General features: G+C 49.2%; 9 protein-coding genes. All 9 read right to left on the bottom strand.

All coding sequences use genetic code 11. The features are described from left to right. Nucleotides 1-2: 2 nt before the first annotated feature. Nucleotides 3-1,418: a RagB/SusD family nutrient uptake outer membrane protein gene (locus F0L74_RS16095; RefSeq protein WP_149838936.1), complete on the bottom strand. Its 1,416-nt coding sequence runs from the start codon at nt 1,416-1,418 to the stop codon at nt 3-5. An 11-nt stretch (nt 1,419-1,429) separates the two neighbouring features. Then, nucleotides 1,430-4,465 (bottom strand): SusC/RagA family TonB-linked outer membrane protein, encoded by a 3,036-nt coding sequence (locus tag F0L74_RS16090; RefSeq protein ID WP_188316036.1) that lies wholly within the window; start codon nt 4,463-4,465, stop codon nt 1,430-1,432. A 569-nt stretch (nt 4,466-5,034) separates the two neighbouring features. Beyond that, complete coding sequence (locus F0L74_RS16085) at nt 5,035-6,342, bottom strand: glucoamylase family protein (protein ID WP_149838934.1); 1,308 nt, start codon at nt 6,340-6,342, stop codon at nt 5,035-5,037. 120 nt (nt 6,343-6,462) lie between these two features. Beyond that, complete coding sequence (locus F0L74_RS16080) at nt 6,463-7,983, bottom strand: RagB/SusD family nutrient uptake outer membrane protein (RefSeq protein WP_149838933.1); 1,521 nt, start codon at nt 7,981-7,983, stop codon at nt 6,463-6,465. Between the two features lie 10 nt (nt 7,984-7,993). After that, nucleotides 7,994-11,461: a SusC/RagA family TonB-linked outer membrane protein gene (locus F0L74_RS16075; RefSeq protein ID WP_246197734.1), complete on the bottom strand. Its 3,468-nt coding sequence runs from the start codon at nt 11,459-11,461 to the stop codon at nt 7,994-7,996. Between the two features lie 94 nt (nt 11,462-11,555). Beyond that, nucleotides 11,556-12,584: a FecR family protein gene (locus tag F0L74_RS16070; RefSeq protein WP_149838932.1), complete on the bottom strand. Its 1,029-nt coding sequence runs from the start codon at nt 12,582-12,584 to the stop codon at nt 11,556-11,558. A gap of 156 nt (nt 12,585-12,740) precedes the next feature. Further along, a complete protein-coding gene (locus tag F0L74_RS16065; protein ID WP_149838931.1) occupies nt 12,741-13,343 on the bottom strand; it encodes an RNA polymerase sigma factor in 603 nt (200 codons plus the stop codon). A 26-nt stretch (nt 13,344-13,369) separates the two neighbouring features. After that, nucleotides 13,370-13,963, bottom strand: a complete 594-nt coding sequence (locus tag F0L74_RS16060; protein ID WP_149838930.1) for a response regulator transcription factor — start codon at nt 13,961-13,963, stop codon at nt 13,370-13,372. 604 nt (nt 13,964-14,567) lie between these two features. Next, entirely contained in the window at nt 14,568-15,938 is a 1,371-nt protein-coding gene (locus F0L74_RS16055) for an alpha-L-fucosidase (RefSeq protein WP_149838929.1), read from the bottom strand. Nucleotides 15,939-17,762 lie beyond the last annotated feature (1,824 nt).

The raw sequence follows: 17,762 nt of genomic DNA, 5'->3' as shown, positions 1-17,762 counted from the left end.
AATTATTCAGAATATGGCGGGTTCTGTTTCAGTAGCGGGTTACTGTTCAGGTTATTCCTGTTAACAGGGAACAGGATGAGGCGGGGATCGCCAAAACCCGGACCGCCGGGTACCCGTTTCTTTAATATGGGATCCATGGTGGAGATCACCTTACCGGTACGCACCAGGTCAAACCAGCGCCGGCCTTCCAGGAAAAGCTCCAGTTGCCTTTCCCGCAGGATGGCGTTTTCCAGGGCATCCGGGCTGGCAAAATCGGTATCTAAGAAGCCAGTCAGCCCAGCCCGTGTATGGATCTGGTTGAGGGCTGCTAAGGCGCTGGTTTTGTTGCCTGTTTTATTAAAGGCCTCTGCCCGCAGCAGTATAATGTCTGCCAGACGGTACAGCGTAAAACGGATATTGGCCTCAGAGTTCTTGGGGAAGATCTGGTGCCCGTCCTTATCTTTCTGTAATGCATAATACTTGTGCATTTTATCACGATTGGTTACCGTAAGGTCTACGGATAAGGGGCCCCTTACATCTGCCGGGGTCCGTACCCAGTAATTCCATAAAGTATCCTCTACCCGGAACTGGCCGTTTGTATTGTTGGAACCTATCTGCCCGGAAATATCCGCGCCGCCATCTACCAGGTAATCCCAGTTCAGGCTCCAGATATTTTCCGCGGTAGTGGTAGGGTCGATAAACATCTTTTTCCAGTCTGCCGTAGCTGTGAGGGAGTACCATTTTAAGGCCAGCAGCTTGTCTGACCAGGCCAGCGCATTTGGGTAATCTTTCCGCCACATATATACTTCCGTAAGCATGGCCGCTACGGCGCCCTTGTTTACGTTGTATACGGAAGAGTGATCTGTGTTCAGCATTTCAAATGCCTTCTGCAGATCGGGGATGATTATGCCGGTGAAGATGCTATCCACGGCTGTACGCGGCTTGTAGGGGCTTTTGGTAAGATCAGCGTAAGCCTCCAGCCATACCGGCGCATCGCCCCATACGCGGGCCAGCCAGAAGTAGCAATAAGCCCTGATGGCCAAACATTGCCCCATGTACTGGTCCAGGCTGGCAGCAGTTACATTCTTTACGGTGGGCGCGTATTGCATTAATGTATTTATACGCAGTATGGTCACATAAAAAGGCGACCAGTCCGTGCCGTTGGTAGTAGCGCTTAAGCCATTCTGGGCATATTGTTTATTACCGTACTGGGTTACGTTAAAGTTATCTGTACGGGCATCTCCCCAGTAAATGAAGTTGGCGTCGAAACAGCTTTGCACGCCATCATATACGCCGGCCATGGCCGTTTTTATATCATCCTCCGTTTGCCAGAATTGATCCGGCGTTAGCTCGCTTTTAGGCTTTTCGTCCAGGAAGCCGTTACATCCCTGGGCCAGCAGGCCTGCCGCTATTATTATAATGAGCAATATCTTTTGCATGGTGGTCGTAATTAAAGGTTAATGTTGATACCTAAGCCCAGCTCCCGGCGGCGGGGATAGCGGCCATTGTCCTGCCCCAGCTGCAATGCGTTGGAAGAGGAGAACTCCGGATCAAACCAGCTGTAGTTGGTCCAGGTGATCAGGTTACTGCCATATACATATAAACCCGCGCCCTTTATCCTGATCTTGCTCAGCCAGGCAGGGTTAAAGCCATACATCAGCTTCACATAGCTCAGGCGGATAAACGATGCGTCTTCTACATAGCGGGTACTGATACGGTGGTTCCAGGCGCTGTTGGCCTGCACACGGGGCACATCGGTTTCATCACCCTGCGCTTTCCAGGCATTGTAGATCACGTAAGGTTGCGGAATAATGTGGGTAGTGTTATAGTTATTCAATGTAGCGGCCGCATTGTTATAGACATCCCCACCCCAGGTTACGTTGAATGTAAAGGAAAGGGTGAGGTTCTTATAAGTAAGGTTATTGATCCAGCCAGCATAGAATTTAGGCTGGGCATTGCCGATAACGGTACGGTCCGCATCATCAATTACGCTATCCCGGCTGATGTTCTCATATTCCACGTCGCCGCCTTTCAGCAGCTGACCGTTGCCATACATATGGTGCACGGCGCCGTTATATTTTTCCCCGTTATGATTATAGCCCACAAATGCGTTGTTTTCGTCAAATACAGGCGTGAGGCGCTCCCAGTTATCTGTATAGGCATTGGATTGGTCATAGGCATATACGCCTACGTATTTGTGGCCATAGAAGTCGCCCAGGCGGCCACCTTCCCGTACCAGCCATTTATCGCCCGCTATGAATTCTTCCCCGCCATAGAGCTGCAGGATGGTGCTGCGCTCAAAGGAGATATTGAAGATGGTATTCCAGGTGAAATTACGGGAGCGGTAAGGCGTTCCATTCACCGCGAATTCCAGGCCTTTGTTGCGGATAGCGCCCAGGTTGATCCTCACATCCTCATAGCCTGTTTCTGACGGCAGCGGGCGCTGATACAACAGGTTACGGGTGGTTTTCACGTAATAGTCCGCGGTAAATAACAGGCGGTCATTGAAGAAGCTGAGGTCAAGACCAGCATCGAACTGCCGGGTGCTTTCCCAGCTAAGGTTGGGGTTACCAATACTGGATGTAGGCACGGCTCCTGTTACGCCATTATAGTATGAGCTGCCAAAGGTAATACGCTGCATGGCGTCATAATCGCCTACCCGTTCGTTACCGGTTTGGCCATAACTTACCCTTAGCTTAGCGTCTGACAGGTATCTCCTCGTCCACCGCATAAAGCTTTCATCGCTTACACGCCAGGCGGCGGATACGGAGGGGAAATCGCCCCAGAGGTTTGATTTACCAAAACGGGAGGAACCATCATGGCGCAGCGTGGCGTTTAACAGGTAGCGGCTCTTATAGCTATAACCCACCCGGCCAAAGAACGAGGCCATGCTATGAGCAGAAGCGCCCGTACGGGTGCCGCTGTTTACCAGCGTGCCGGCTGCATTGGAGGTGTAGATATTTTCGCTTACATAGTCTGTACCCGCAATATCGAAGGAATTATTCCTGGCCCTTTCCGCACTGAAACCCACCATTGCGTTGAAATTATGATCCTTGTTAACGGTTTTTGTATAGTTAAGGTAGGCCTGGTACTGCCAGCCTATATTCAGATCAAAGGCTTCGCTACCATCATTGCGGGTAGGATTGGCAGAGCTGATGATCTTGGGATTGAAGGATACGTTATGCGGCACGGAAAGATCTACGTTAAAGTTGGTCGTGAACTTCAGATCCTTTAGCAGGCTTACTTCTATATAATTAAAGATGCTGCCGCCATAGGTTTCCGTTTCGTCCATCTCATACAGGGCATTGGCAAGCGGATTACGGCGACCGCCTACATAACCGGCCAGCGAGCCATCCGGATAATACACCGTGAAATTCGTAGGCCGCTGGAACAGCTGGTTAAAAGTATTGCCTTCGTTGATGTTATTCCTTTTCTGATAGGAGAACTGCATACGGTTGCCATACTTAAAGCGCGTGGAAGGGCTGTAATCTATATTGATCCTGGCCCTGGCCATTTTATTCCAGCTGTTTACAATAAGCCCCTTATCATCCAGGTATTGCAGGCTGGTGTAGTAGTTCATGTTCTTACTGGCGCCGCTCACGCTCAGGTCTACCTGGTGGCGGATGGCCTGCTGCGATACCATATCCTGGTAGTCATTATCCGCATTAAAGCCGGGATTCAGCGAGTCTGCGCTGGTGCCGCTGCTGCCCTGCAGCTTACGGTATGCGCGTACATCATCCGCGTTGGCCTGGCGCAGCTTATGCGCCAGCTGGCCTAATATGCTGGAGTACCTTACATCTACACGCGGTTTGCCTTCCTGGCCTTTTTTGGTGGTGATGATGATCACCCCGTTTGCGGAGCGGGAGCCATAAATAGCCGCGGATGCCGCATCCTTGAGCACTTCTATGGATTCTATGTCATTGGGGTTGATGTTGCCGGCGCTTTCGCTCAGCACCCCATCTATCACATAGAGCGGATTGTTGCCGGCGCTGGAGAAGGTAGAGAATCCGCGGATGCGGATAGAACCTTCTGCCCCCGGCTCGCCGGCATCATTCATTACCAGCACACCTGCGGCCTGACTTTGCAGGGCGTCTATCAGGTTTACCGGCTGCCGTTTTTCGATGGCATCGCGGCTAATGGAAGTAATAGCCCCTGTAACATCCCGTTTAGCCACATTACCATAACCAATAGCCACTACTTCATCCAGCTGGCGCTGATCTGGCTGCATAGTTATGGTAAGTGTTTTACCACGTTCTGCAGGTACCGGTATCTCCTGGGGTACCTGGCCGATGGCAGAAAATACCAGCACTCCGTTGGCCGGGACATTTCCCATGCTGAATTCCCCACTCCCACTGGAAGTAGCGCCAACGGAAGTGCCTTTTACCCGCACTGTTACGCCCGGGAAAGGCTGGTTATCCGGCGTACGCACGAAACCGCGGATCTTAACGTTCTGGCCGTAAGCGGTGGTGACAACCAATAAAAGCAATGGAAGTAATAGAAAAAGGGATAACCTCTTAAGGCATCGTAAAGAATAAACCATAAGAAAAAATTGATGACGTGAAATAATAAATGCGGGCCCCGGAGCCCATTGTTTGTAAAAGCAAGCGTTTGGCTTACCGGGCTTAAGGATGCATGTTTGGTTGATTTATGTCCCTTTTTTGCATATTCCCTTGATTGTGACGTGGCATAATTTACATAGGGTAATAGTTTATTCCGTATGCTCTTAAGTTACGCAAACGATTGCATTAATAGTGCTGATTAGTTACATGGTCGCATATGATTTTTGGTAGTAAAGAAAAATGTAAACTTTCTCCAATCCTTAGGCTGGGTATGGGCAATAACCCGCTATTAGATGCTCTTTTTTCATAACCGGAATCTGGATCGAAAATAAGCAATCGATTGCAAATACATACACTTTATTTTCACAAATTCAGATAGGATTTTACCGAAAAGGGGAATTTGACAAGTTTATATGGTTGAGGGGCAATGGTTAGGGGATTGGGGAAAAGGAAGGCTGACCATTGTTTTGGTCAGCCTTGCGGAGTCTATAGTTATCTACTGCCTGGAAATAGCCGGGCTGGTGAACTCCAGCTTGCGTAATGCCTCCTGGATCTCCGGGCATGACATGAACAGCTTCCAGAGTAAACCACTGCGGTAATTCTCTATCATTACTACAATGGGGCCCTGGTCAATGGCCAGGTATTGGTTATCGAACCAGTTCCGGCTTTCGCCAAAAGCGTCATAAAAGCCATATTCTCCCCAGAGCCGGTCGCCTAGTTTATAATAGAAGTGCTTTAGCGCCTGCATGGAGTATTCCGGCGTATAAGGGAAAGATGACAGGGCCGCCGTAGGGGTGATCACGCCATGATCATTGGTGGGCGAGTGTGCATCGTAGGCGTCATAGCTGTCGCTGGCGGTAAGGCCCCAGCAATCCGCCCCATACCCTTTGAACTTTTTAGGGTTCTCTATGCAATACTGCCGGTTAATGAGGGTATGGTTGCGGTTCAGTTCCCAGTAATCCGCATAGCGGTCCTTCAGGCCGCGAGGATCCAGCCCCAGGAAGGAGTAATGGGTAAAGAACAGCGGACCGCCGTATTCGAAGCCTAAAGGCAGTTTAATGCCATAGTACTCCCGCCCGTTGAGGAAATGGTTACTCTCTGTCCAGCCCTGATTATATACTTTCGGGGATACACCATAATTGGGGGATGCCACCGCGAGTATATAAGTGATCAGGCATTCGTTCCAGCCACGGATCTGGTGGTTCATGGCCCAGCCATTGTTGGGCGACCAGTGCCAGTACAGGACATTTTGCCCGCCCTGGGTATACCAGTTCCATTCTGCCTCGTTCCATAACCAGCCTATTTTATTGCGCAGCTCCGTTTCTTTGGGGCTATTGCCGGTAAAATACTGGCGCACGCATAAAAGTCCCTGGAACATAAAGGAGGATTCCACCAGGTCGCCGCCATCGTCTTTGCGGCTAAAGGGGATGGTTTGGCCGGTGGCCCCATTCATCCAGTGCGGCCAGATGCCATGGTAATTATTGGCCCTTACAAGGAAGTTCACGATCTTCAGCAGGCGGTCGAGCCCTTGCTCGCGGGTAATGAAATGCCGTTCAATACCTACCAAGATGCTCATCACGCCAAATCCGGAGCCGCCTATGGTAACGGTGTCCGGCGTAACGGTACGCTCTGGCGCCAGGCCGGATACCGGGTGTGCAAACTTCCAGAAATAATCAAATGTTCGCTGTTGCACCAGCGTAAGCAATGCCGAATCGCTTATTTCTTTAGGCGCTTTGGCCCGCTGCTGCGCCATTACCGGTAGGAAACCGGCAAGCAGCAGCCATCCTGTCACAATTAATCGCATGTTCTCTTATTTAGTCTAAAAATAATAAAGAGTGAAAAGGGCGGCGTGTCATGTAAGTATAACAAGTTACTTATTTCACGCCGCCCCTTTCACTCTGCTGTCCGTTTATCCTTTAATAAATCAGTATCCGGTATTCTGTGTCAGTTTTCCCTGACTAAACTGTATTTGTGTAGCGGGTATGGGGAATACCTGGTTCCTGGCGGCAAATGTTTTGCCGTGTGCAGCAAATGCAGCTGCAGCTGTGCCGGGTACCAGGGCGTCCTGCCTGATGAGGTCAAAGAAGCGGTCGTGCTCCATGGCCATTTCTACCCTTCTTTCGTGCCATACATCCGCACGGGTGACCGTGCCTTTAGGGGTGAGGCCAGCACGCGCACGCAGCTGGTTGATGTCTGATACGGCGGGGCCGCTATTACCCAGGGCCAGGGCGGCTTCTGCATGGATCAGCAGCATTTCGCCCAGGCGCAAAATGCGCAGGTTCTTGGGCAGACGGTCATTATTGCCGCAATTCTGTTCCCGGGTGCGGCTGTGATAGGCCTTATAGTTGTACCGGTCGTTCTGTACGCTATCGCGGCCGGGTACACGGAAACCATCCCATAGTACGGTACCGCCCGGATTTATGAATATTACCGTGGCATCCCGGCGTTTATCGCCTTGCTCATAGGCATCCAGCAGGGTTTGGGAAGGGTTATTGAAACCGAAGCCCAGATCTGCCCAACCGCCTTTACCGCCGGCGCGGGGCCCCTGGCAAACGGTGTAGATATCAATAGCGGCATCACAGGAGGCGTTGATACCAGTCTGTACTTCGAAGATGGATTCCGGACCATTTTCACCGGTTTCGCGCCAGATATCCGCATAGTTGGGCAACAGTGAATAGGCGCCCACTTTACCGGTGATGATCGAATCTGTAAGGCTGAATGCGCGCTGCCAGTTCTGCTGGTAGAGGCTCACTTTTGCCAGTAAGGCTGCGGCGGCCCCTTTGTTCGCTTTGCCTGTTTTAGTATTGGAATCTCCCTTAATGGGCAGATTGGCCAGGGCAAACTCCAGGTCGGCCAGGATGAATTGATAAATGGCCTCTTTACTGGCTTTTACCTGGTATTTATCGGTGGCCGCTTCCTGCGGCGTAAGGATCTTATCTATCAAAGGCACTCCGCCAAACATACGCACCAGGTTAAAGTAAAAGTAGGCACGCAGGAAACGGCTTTCTCCCTGTAAACGGCTTTTCAGGCCTGCATCAATAGTAGCGGGCTCCAGCACCTGCAGGGCTTTATTGGCCCTGGCAATGGCCTGGTAATAGCCAGACCATACATCATTGAGCAGCGTAAGATCAGCCGTCATGGTCAGGTTATCCAGCAAGCCATAGGTTTGTGCACCATCATCAGCGTAACTGCCCTTATCTGCATCATCAGAGGTAATGCTGCTGATGCCTACATAGGGGAAGCCATGGATATTTCCCAGCCACATATCGTTGTAGATACCGGTTACCAGGTTCTGCGCCGCTTCCGGATCGCTGGTGGCAGCGTCTTCGTCTATCTGGCCCTGCGGTTTTACATCCAGGTAATTATTACAGGCGATCAGCACGGCAGACAGGATAAGTCCCGTGCAAACAGCCTTTATCAACATGCTTTTATGTATATTCTTCATGACGATTTTTTTAGAATGAAACATTTACGCCAAAGGCAAACGTACGGGTGGTAGGATAGGCATTCAGCTCAATACCCGCATCCAGAATACCGCTGGTATTATTGGTATTGTTTGCGGCGGTACCACTGGAAGGGTGGGTAGTCCTGTTATTGATGCTGTTGTCAAAATCGATAGTGCCACCCGGCAGCTCAGGCGTAAAGCCGCTGAACTTTTTGAGGGTAAACAGGTTCTGCGAAGTAAGGTATACGCGGAAGCGAGTGATGCCAATGGCTTTCATCTTTTCCGGAGAGAAGGAATACCCCAGCGTAAGGTTATTACAACGCAGGAACGCGCCGGATTCCAGGAAATAGGTGGATGCCGGCAAAGCGGAAGTCAGCAACCGGGGATCTGTTGTAGAAGGCCTGTCTGCTTTCCAGCGATGATCCGCAAAATCTGCTTCTATATTATCTGTGGTCTCAAAGCGGAATGCCTTTTTACCATTATAAATTTTATTACCGCCATTGCCATAAAAGTCCGCCGTGAGGTCAAAGCCTTTGTAGTTCAAGCCCAGGTTAAAGCCATAAAAGTATTTAGGCTGATAGGATCCGAAGTATTGTTTGTCGTTTGCATCGATCACGCCATCCGGCTTACCGGTAGGCCCGCTGACATCTCTATACTTTAGGTCGCCGGGTTTGATCTTGCGGTTGGGATCATTGGTAGTCCTGTTCGGGTCGTTGGTTATGTTAGGATCGCTATCTATTTCCGCCTGGCTCTGGAAAACGCCCAGCGATTCCAGCACATAGAAGCTGGCTACGGGCTGACCATTATCCGTGCGCGTTACAAAACTTTGCTGGCCCACGCCACCACCTAACAGGGCCTGGCCACCGGCCAGGTTGGTGATCTCGTTCTTATTAAAGGTAATGTTGCCGCCTATGCTGTAACTCAGGTCTTTGGTGATGTTATCCTTCCAGTTCAGGGAGATCTCGTAACCTGTGTTCTTGAAGGAGGCTGCGTTGGTGATGTAGGTGTTATTAGGATCACCCAGGATACTGGGTATATTCACTACTACCAGCGCATCTTTGGTTTTCTTGTTGTAGTAATCCACTTCGCCGCTTAAGCGGTTATCGAGCAGTGTGAATTCCACGCCAAAATCAAACTGGTTGGTGGACTCCCATTTCAGGTTAGCATCTTTGGTATCCTGCAGGGCACTACCCAGGGTAATAACGTTATCATAAAAATAGGGCAGATTGGGCGTAGCGGTGTTGATATAGGCATTGGTGGGAATATTATCGTTCCCCAGGATGCCCCAGCTGCCCCTGAGTTTCAGGAAATTGAACACCTTGGAGTCTTTCAGGAAATCTTCCTGTGAGATCACCCAGCCCAGGCCTACGGTGGGGAAGTAACCCCAGCGCTGGCGGAACTTGGAGCTACCATCTGCACGGATGGAGGCGCTTAACAGGTAACGGCTGTCATATCCATAGTTCAAACGGCCTACAAAGGATTGGCGGGCATATTTATCGCCGCCGTTATTCAGGCGGGACTGTACATCCGGATTACCCAGGTCCAGGTACCAGAGGTCTTCGCTTTCCGGCACATTAATACGGGTACCGGTGAGGTAAGTGCTATAGAAACCTTCTGTTACGGAACCTGCCAGTAAGGTAAAGGAGTGTTTGCCAAAGGTTTGATCGTATGTTGCCGTGTTATCCCATACCCATCCCTGCTGGCGGGAGTTGTCCTGTACCAGGGTAGCGTTATCCACGCGCTGGTTACCGCCAGCCGTCAGGAAGGTCTTATCATCGTTCACGTACTTATAGCTGTAGATGCGGTCATTGCCCCAGCGCAGGTCTGCATTAAAGGCGGAACGGAACTTCAGGGCTTTGATGGGTGTAAACTCCAGGGCCAGGTTGCCTTGCAGGCGGCTATCCTGCTGGCGGTAGTTCCTTTTATCGAGTGATAATAAAGGGTTGGCTACGTTGCCCCATGCGGAGGTGTTGCCGTAGCGGCCATTCTCTTCCGGGTCGATAATGGGCGCTGCACGGTAGATATTACCATACACGCCATTGAGGTCTACGTTACGGCCATCCCCACGGGAATAGGACAGCTGGGTGCTGAACTTCCATTGATCAGAGATGTTTACGTCATTATTGGCGCGCAGCGTAAAGCGGCGGAAAGTATTGGTCTTGATGATACCATCATCCTGTATAAAACCTCCGCTAAAGAAGTAGGTATGTTTATCTGAACCGCCGGATACGGACAGGTTGTGATTCATCTGGAAGGCTTTCCTTAACGTGGCATCATACCAGTTAGTAGAGCCGGGATATACATTGGGATCATTGATGGGGTCCTTGGTGGGCGCCGCATCCTTAATGTAGTCTATATACTGGTTCCTGTCTGCCATCTTTACGAGGCTGGCGGCCTCGCGGAAACCGGCATTGGCGTCATAGCGTACTTCTGTTTTGCCTGCGCGGCCTTTGCGGGTGGTGATGATCACCACGCCGTTGGCGGCACGTACGCCGTAAATAGCGGCAGACGCATCTTTCAGCACGTCCATATTTACGATATCTGCGCTGTTGATGTTGCGGATATCATCTGTCAACACCCCATCCACTACATACAGCGGGTTGGCGCCGGCCATTACGGAACCGGTACCGCGTACCCTGATCTGCGGCTGGCTGTTAGGCTGTCCGGAGGTAATGATCTGCACCCCGGCAATCTTACCCTGTGCGGCCTGGGTAGCGGTGAGCACCGGTTGTTTGGCCAGCTCCTCCCCTTTTACGCTGGCAATGGAGCCGGTAAGGTCCCGCTTACGCTGGGTGCCATATCCTATTACTACTACTTGTTCCAGCTGGCTTTCTCCTGACTGCAGCACGATATTCACCGTAGCCCTGCCAGCCACTGCTATTTCCTGGGATTGATAGCCCAGATAGGAGATTTGGAGGGTATCTTTCCCTTCCGGGAGATTAACGGTAAAGCTGCCGTCCGGTCCGGTGGTAGCCCCCGTATTTGTGCCTTTTACCCGTACGGTAACGCCAATGAGCGGCGTACCTGCCTTATCGGTCACCGTACCTTTTACCGGCGCGGCCTGTATGTCTGTGATGGTTTCTGCCGGGGTAGCCAACTGGGTGTTTTCCTGGCTGCCGCGGGCTTTTATAACATATACGGTAGGATCGATCTGTGTGTATTGCAGTTCCAGCGGCGATAGTAATGCCTGTAACACATCCGGCAGGGGGGTATTGCGGCCATCATTCACCGCGGTGGCCGGCACTTGTTTGTCTGCCACGAGGCGGGCATTATAAGCAAAATTGATGCGGTATGTTTTTTCGAGCTTGTGCAGGGCCGACCGCAGCGGGATGGTACCTGTTCTGGATGAGGGAAGCGGCGTATCCGAATTGGCGGATTGAGGGCGCCTGAAGGCCAGATCCTGAGCCTGCATATTAAATGAGGCGAGCAGGGCCAGCACCAGGAAGGTATTACCCTTGTGAGTACCTTTTACTTTCATAACGATCTTTTTTTGTTTACGAGTAGATTTCTTGAAGCTGTTAACTATTAGCGCTGCCTTGTATACAGCGGTGGCTAATGGTTAGCCGTTGGTTTTAACGGCTGAGTAAAAATGTGTGATCATCCTGCTGGGTAAGCTGTATGCCGAAAGCTTCTTTTATGGCTTTCAGCACTACTGTATGATCTGCCTGCTCTAAGGTGGCGCTGAATTGTTCCCGGGGCAGGGTGCTGTCTGCAAACAACACCTGGATACCATATTTATTCTGCAGTTGCGCAGCTACCTCTTCCAGGCTGGCGTTATCAAATACCAATGTGTGATTTACCCAGGCCAGATATTTTTCTGTTGTAACTTTTTTGCGTGTGTAGTGGTTTCCTGTACTGTATTCTATCAGTTCTCCCGGCTCCATGACAATACGTTCCTTTTTCCTGGATGAATTGTCCCGTAGCGCTACCCGTCCGCTGTGCAGTACCACCTGCGGGCGTCCGTTGTAATTATTCACATTAAATTCCGTGCCCAGTACTTCGATATCCAGTTTTCCTGCATGCACCATGAAAGGTTGGGCATTATGCGGGTCTGGTTTTATCATAAAGTAGGCTTCACCATCCAGCCATACTTCCCGGGCGCCGGCCTTGCGTGAGAAGGCCGTTGCTTTGAGGGCGGAATGGGGGCCCAGTATCACGATAGAGCTATCCGGCAGCAACAGGCGGCGGTTCTCGCCAAACTGGCTGGTGTATACCGCCCGTTTATCCTGTTGTTTGAAGAGCCAGAAGGCGCCCAGGGCCAGCATACCACACACGCCGGAAAAGATGGCGGCTTTACGCCATCTCCGGCGGTGGTGGCTCCGATCATAATGCATGGTTTCCGGCATGGCATTACCCATCTTATCATGAAGGGCATGCCATATACGATCGTAACTTTCTGCAGGCATGTTATGCCTGTTATATTCCAGCGATAACAGCATGGCCTTTGCCTCTGTTATTATCGCCTGTTTTTCCGGGTAATGTTGTTGCCAGTCCTGCCAGAAAACCTGGTTTTCATCATTAGGACGCAGTACCCATTCCATGAAGAAATCATCTGCCAGGAAATCGGCTACTGTAAAGTCTGCATAATCCTTCCATTCCATAGCAACAGCGCAGGTTGGGTTTAGGTTTATTATATAGAGGAGCGTCTGCCGGGTTTTATCCCTTCCGGGAGCAATTTTTTTTTCTGTTGCGGGGCAAGGCTTCCATCCACTACAACAAAAAAGTGTACGCAAAGTTTATAAGCGGAGCAGGGAGCGTTAACCGGGTAACCTGACCAGCAGGGCCAGTAATGTCCACAGGGGGAAATCTGCCAGCTGCTGACGCAGCTTATCAAAGGCTTTATAGATCATTTTGTAGACTGATCTCTGATCAATATCCATAATGGCCGCGATATCGTCAAAGGAAAGATTTTCATAAAAGCGGAGAAACAGGGCTTCTTTCATACGGGGAGGCAGTTCCCTGAGGGCATGCTTTACTTTTTCCCGGCGGTGCAGGTTAGATTGCCGGGCTATTAAAGCGCTTTCGGGGGAAATGACAGCCTCGAAGCAGGCATCGTCCGGTAAGGCGGCGGGTATATTTTTGCGCACATTGCTTATTTTCCGCAACAGCGCGCGCCGGTATGCCTTTAATAAGTAAGCTCTTACATTATCAACAGGAGAAAGCCGGGTACGATGATCCAGCAGGTATTCGAATACATCCTGTATACAGTCCTCGACCAGACGCGGATCTGCACACTGCTTACAGCCGTAATTATATAATAACGGCGCAAAGCTGGCATATAAGGTTGCAAAGGCGTCCCTGTTACCTTCCAGAAAAAGCTGCCATGTTGCGGAGTCCCCTTCCCAAGATCGTAAGGCCATGATGCGGCAAGTTAAGGAAAAAAGAGTTATCCCCTCATTGCCTTCACGATAGCAGCGCTGCGGGAGTTGACCTCCAGCTTGCGATAGATGTTCATGATATGGGAACGTACAGTGCCTACGCTGATATGACAAAGCTCCGCTATCTTTTTGTAAGTGTGTCCATCTACCAGACGGTCCAGTACTTCCTGCTCACGGGGAGAAAGACCGTACTGTGTAATATCGTGCTGTGCCCGGCGGTTGATAAAGGCGAGCACTTTTTGCACAGCGGCAATGTTATGCTCCACTGCTGCATCATAGACCTGACTGATGAATGCTGATAGCGATGCGGGCGAGGGCCCTTGTTCTTCATAGACGATGGAACGCGGCGATACGCTGGTAACGGAATGGCTATCCTTATTTACGGCCAATAGCAATACATTCATTTCCGGGTAGGCGGCCTTTACAATGCTGGCCGCTTCAACTGCTGTTACACCAGGAATATCAACATCCATAAAAAAAATGTTGCATATGTCCTTTGCAAGCTGTTGAACAAATAATTGGGTATCGCTATGCGTGCCGGCAACTTCCAGGATATTAGTTCCATTCAAGTGGCCTGCGGTATCACGCCGCACTTTTTTCATAATGTTTCTTTTGGGTTTAATATTTTGTGAAATCTTCTCACAGTACTGCAAGTTCTCAATGACGTAAGGCCCTTAAATCTTAAATTAATGAGGACACAATCTCTACAACGAAACAAATTTGAAACAAATACCCTCAGCAGTCAATCGGATAGTCATATGGTTTTTAAAAAAATATTAATAAGCAATTTAATCTATATTAATTATAATAACAATACGTGGATAGTGGGAAGGCCAAATAGCTAAAAGGGACAACTAATTTACATTCAATCGCTTATTTTGGGTCAATTACACATCCTACTCCGGAAATCCATAGTACTAAAATAAGCATCTTAAACTATTGTTGCAACTCATATTATTTAGAAGATTTATGATCAAAGCAGGCATGTGCATGCATGTTTGTCGTTGATGCGTTGAGGCATTAACAATGCTGTGTTGTTAGTTTTGTGAGGTAAGGCTGTGAGACTTTTGGACGCGTGTTGCATTGGACCTGTTGGTGTTTATTGCAGCATTATGATGATTGCTGATCGTACTATACTAAATAGGGCTGGCCCGGACATTCTGCAATAAAAGAATGTTCCGGGCCAGCGTTGTTATTAACTATATTTTAGTTCAATATCAGTTCAATTACGGGTATTTCCGCATCGGGCTTTTTAACCGGTAAGCTTAAGTTCACATCCCCTTCGCCTATACTTTTACCTACTGCATGATGTTGCGACGGCGCGCTCATTTTTATTTCAGAGGCATCGTGCAGGAATTGCGCATATTTTATCTTTCCCTGGTAACCGGGCAACGTGAAATTCTGCAGCGGATAGTCCAGCAGATGCACATAAAGGCGTTTGGTAGTGGGGTTATAGGTAAGCAGGCAGTTATCGGGTTTTTTAAACTCCGGCGGGGCCTGGGTACAACCATAAATGGAACGGCTGTTTACCTGCATCCACTCACCCATAGCCTTCAGGGCATCCTGGGCGCGATGATCGAATGTACCGCGGGCGGTGGGGCCTACATTCAGTAAGAGGTTGCCACCTTTACTTACAGATTCTATCAGCAGCACGAGCAGTTGTTTGGTATCCTTCCAGGAGGTTTCATCGCGGTAATACCCCCAGGAGCCGGAGAATGTCTGGCAGGTTTCCCAAGGCACCTGTTTGCCGTTCCGGGTGGGCCATTCTGATACTTTATACTGCTCTGGCGTTACAAAGTCGCCCCCGTCTTCATACTCTCCCAGATCCAGGCGGTCGTTGATAATAATGCCGGGTTGCAGCTGACGGATCATTTTGATGAGCTCCAGGGAGTTCCAGTCGTTATGATCTTTGCCATAGGCGCCGGGGAAGGAAAAGTCTGCCCAAAGGATATCTATCTTACCATAGTTGGTGAGTATTTCGCGTAACTGGTTACGCAGGTATTCGCGATACTTGGCCATATCGCGGCCCTGGTTCAGTTTTTTATAGTCAGCGGTATCGGCGGGCCGTTGCGGATGTACGCGGTCGATAGTGTAATCCGGATGGTGCCAGTCAATGAGCGAGTAATAAAATCCTACTTTCAGTCCTTCTGCCCGGAAAGCGTCTATCCATTCCCGGATGAGGTCTTTACCATAGGGCGTTTTTGTGGCTTTATAGTCTGTGTATTTGGAGTCAAAAAGGCAAAAGCCTTCATGATGTTTGCTGGTGATGACAGCATACTTCATACCTGCCGCTTTGGCCATACGCGCCCACTCGCGGGGATTGTACAGGTCAGGGTTAAACTGGTCAAAGTATTTCTGGTAATCGGCATCGCTGATCTGTTCGCGGCTCTTTACCCATTCGTGACGGGCGGGCATTGCGTACAGTCCCCAATGGATGAACATACCGAAGCGGTCATGTTGCCACCAGGCGAGGCGTTTTTCTTTTTGTTCGGGTGTTTCGTTAAAGATCTTTTTTTCCTGTGCGTGGAGATAGGAGAACAAGCAGATGCACAGTAAGACGAAAGTACATTTCTTCATAAGTGGCTATTTATTGAATGGTAACAAGTTCGCGGAATTAATCATCTTTTTATGATAGTGATTTACCGAATGCTGGTACTGGAATATCCAGCACTGGTGTTGAGAGGGAACGCTATTAACTGTTAACATGCTGATTTTCAACATAGGATATTCCTGTCATTAACGAGAGATTAACAAAAAAGCGGTTAAATAGTCCTAACGTTGTGAACTGTTATGGCGCACTTATATCCCGTTATGAGCTATTTATCTGTCAATGATTTAGTCCCTGTGCATCGGCGTGCGTTATAGGTCTTTTTCCCTGATCATTAAATGAAGTAATTATAAAAATGTTCGCGTCCTGGATGTAAAAAATTACACCGGGGTTTAACCCTGAAAATTTCCATTATGGTTGGTTTTAATCTTACGTAAGTTTTAGGTGGATGCTGGTGCTGTCCCATATCGCGCAGTGGGGTAACAGTATTGGGCAAACTAACAAGACTTCGCTCCTCCGCAGTGTGTACTGTGGAGGATTTTTTTTGGCGCCGGCTTAGTGGATATTAACTGCGGATTAACGAGTGATGGTAAATACTGTTGTAACATTGCGGTGTCAGCTAGTGTAACGTATTCTTTTTCCTATCGTTATATAATGAACATCGCCTGAGTGTCTACTCCGGCGGTTTATATGGTGCTGGTGGGCGAGTTGATTTCGTGGGGTTGTGTATGATGGGTGTTGGTTGGATTACGGAGTACGCTTTTAGTGTTTGGTTGATGTAATGATTTGAATTGTTTGCTACGCTTTTACTACCCTGAATGTTAGTTAGGGGTACGCTTTTACTGTCCGGAGTTTGTAATGGTTTTGATGCTTTTGTACTTTTGGTTGCATATTGTTAGCTGATGTCCTATCTCTCTGTTTTCTCCTTTCTTCATTTTGATTTGTACGCTTTTACCCCGACGTTCTACGCTTTTACCCCGGGGGGTGAACGCTTTTACTACGAGTTGCATATGGATGTACATAGAGTTGCGAGTGAGCTGGCTACGTATTAATGGTCATTGCGGGGCGGCATGCATCGAAGTTTGTTGAAGTCTTAGTTAATAGTCCATGCCGGTAGATGTTAAAAATCGGCTGCGCCTGCCGCGGGGTGTTCGCATTGGAGGTTGGCTGGAGGAGCCGCGCCAGCCAAGGCCGATTTTTAACATCTACCGGCAAGGCCGAGTGGCTGTACTATAGGTGAAGGGATGCTGTGATTTAAGGGTACGATAAATGTGGTAGTCTTAGTTAGTGCTATTACTGTTGGTGCTATTATGGCGCTACTATTAATGCTATTGTTACTGTTGCTTGCAGGAAGGCGGCAGTTGTATAGGAACAGTCACAGGGAAGGTATTGATTGTGCGGATTGTTGTAGTTATGATCACAATGGCCGCAATTACTTTTGGTAGCGAGGCCTTTAGGAGGCCTTTGGCAGACAATATTTTCAACCATAAAACTCCAGTGAAATTTGAAGGGGCCTAAAAAACCAGCAGGTAACTAGACAGAGACCTGCGTTGCTAGTTTGTAATCTAAACCGTCTTTTATATTCAGTGTGAGAATTGAATATCCGTTAAATATTCATGGCGTGAAATTCTGCTATTAAACGCTTTTAATAGTTAATATGCCGTTAAAGAGAATGTTAATGCAGCATTAACTATCCTTGCAATGGAATGCAAAAGCTACAGCAGTACGGATATGGGGAAGGAAGAAGAAAGAGATAGCGCGTATGGTTATACGATGCTGAACGATGCTAGACGATATTGAACGGTACTGGACGGAACCTAACGGAACTGAACAATGTTGAACGATGCTGGTTC

The sequence above is a fragment of the Chitinophaga agrisoli genome, from assembly GCF_008386695.1.
GTDB classification, from domain to species: Bacteria; Bacteroidota; Bacteroidia; order Chitinophagales; family Chitinophagaceae; genus Chitinophaga; species Chitinophaga agrisoli.
Note: the sequence above shows the minus strand (reverse complement) of the source record. Positions and strands in the feature narration are given on the sequence as shown.

What these genes read in the sequence shown, in the direction of transcription:
- F0L74_RS16095 (WP_149838936.1), bottom strand. Translation starts at nt 1,418, where the DNA reads ATGCAAAAGATATTGCTCATTATAATAATAGCGGCAGGCCTGCTGGCC.
- F0L74_RS16085 (WP_149838934.1), bottom strand. Translation starts at nt 6,342, where the DNA reads ATGCGATTAATTGTGACAGGATGGCTGCTGCTTGCCGGTTTCCTACCG.
- F0L74_RS16080 (WP_149838933.1), bottom strand. Translation starts at nt 7,983, where the DNA reads ATGAAGAATATACATAAAAGCATGTTGATAAAGGCTGTTTGCACGGGA.
- F0L74_RS16075 (WP_246197734.1), bottom strand. Translation starts at nt 11,461, where the DNA reads ATGAAAGTAAAAGGTACTCACAAGGGTAATACCTTCCTGGTGCTGGCC.
- F0L74_RS16070 (WP_149838932.1), bottom strand. Translation starts at nt 12,584, where the DNA reads ATGGAATGGAAGGATTATGCAGACTTTACAGTAGCCGATTTCCTGGCA.
- F0L74_RS16065 (WP_149838931.1), bottom strand. Translation starts at nt 13,343, where the DNA reads ATGGCCTTACGATCTTGGGAAGGGGACTCCGCAACATGGCAGCTTTTT.
- F0L74_RS16060 (WP_149838930.1), bottom strand. Translation starts at nt 13,963, where the DNA reads ATGAAAAAAGTGCGGCGTGATACCGCAGGCCACTTGAATGGAACTAAT.
- F0L74_RS16055 (WP_149838929.1), bottom strand. Translation starts at nt 15,938, where the DNA reads ATGAAGAAATGTACTTTCGTCTTACTGTGCATCTGCTTGTTCTCCTAT.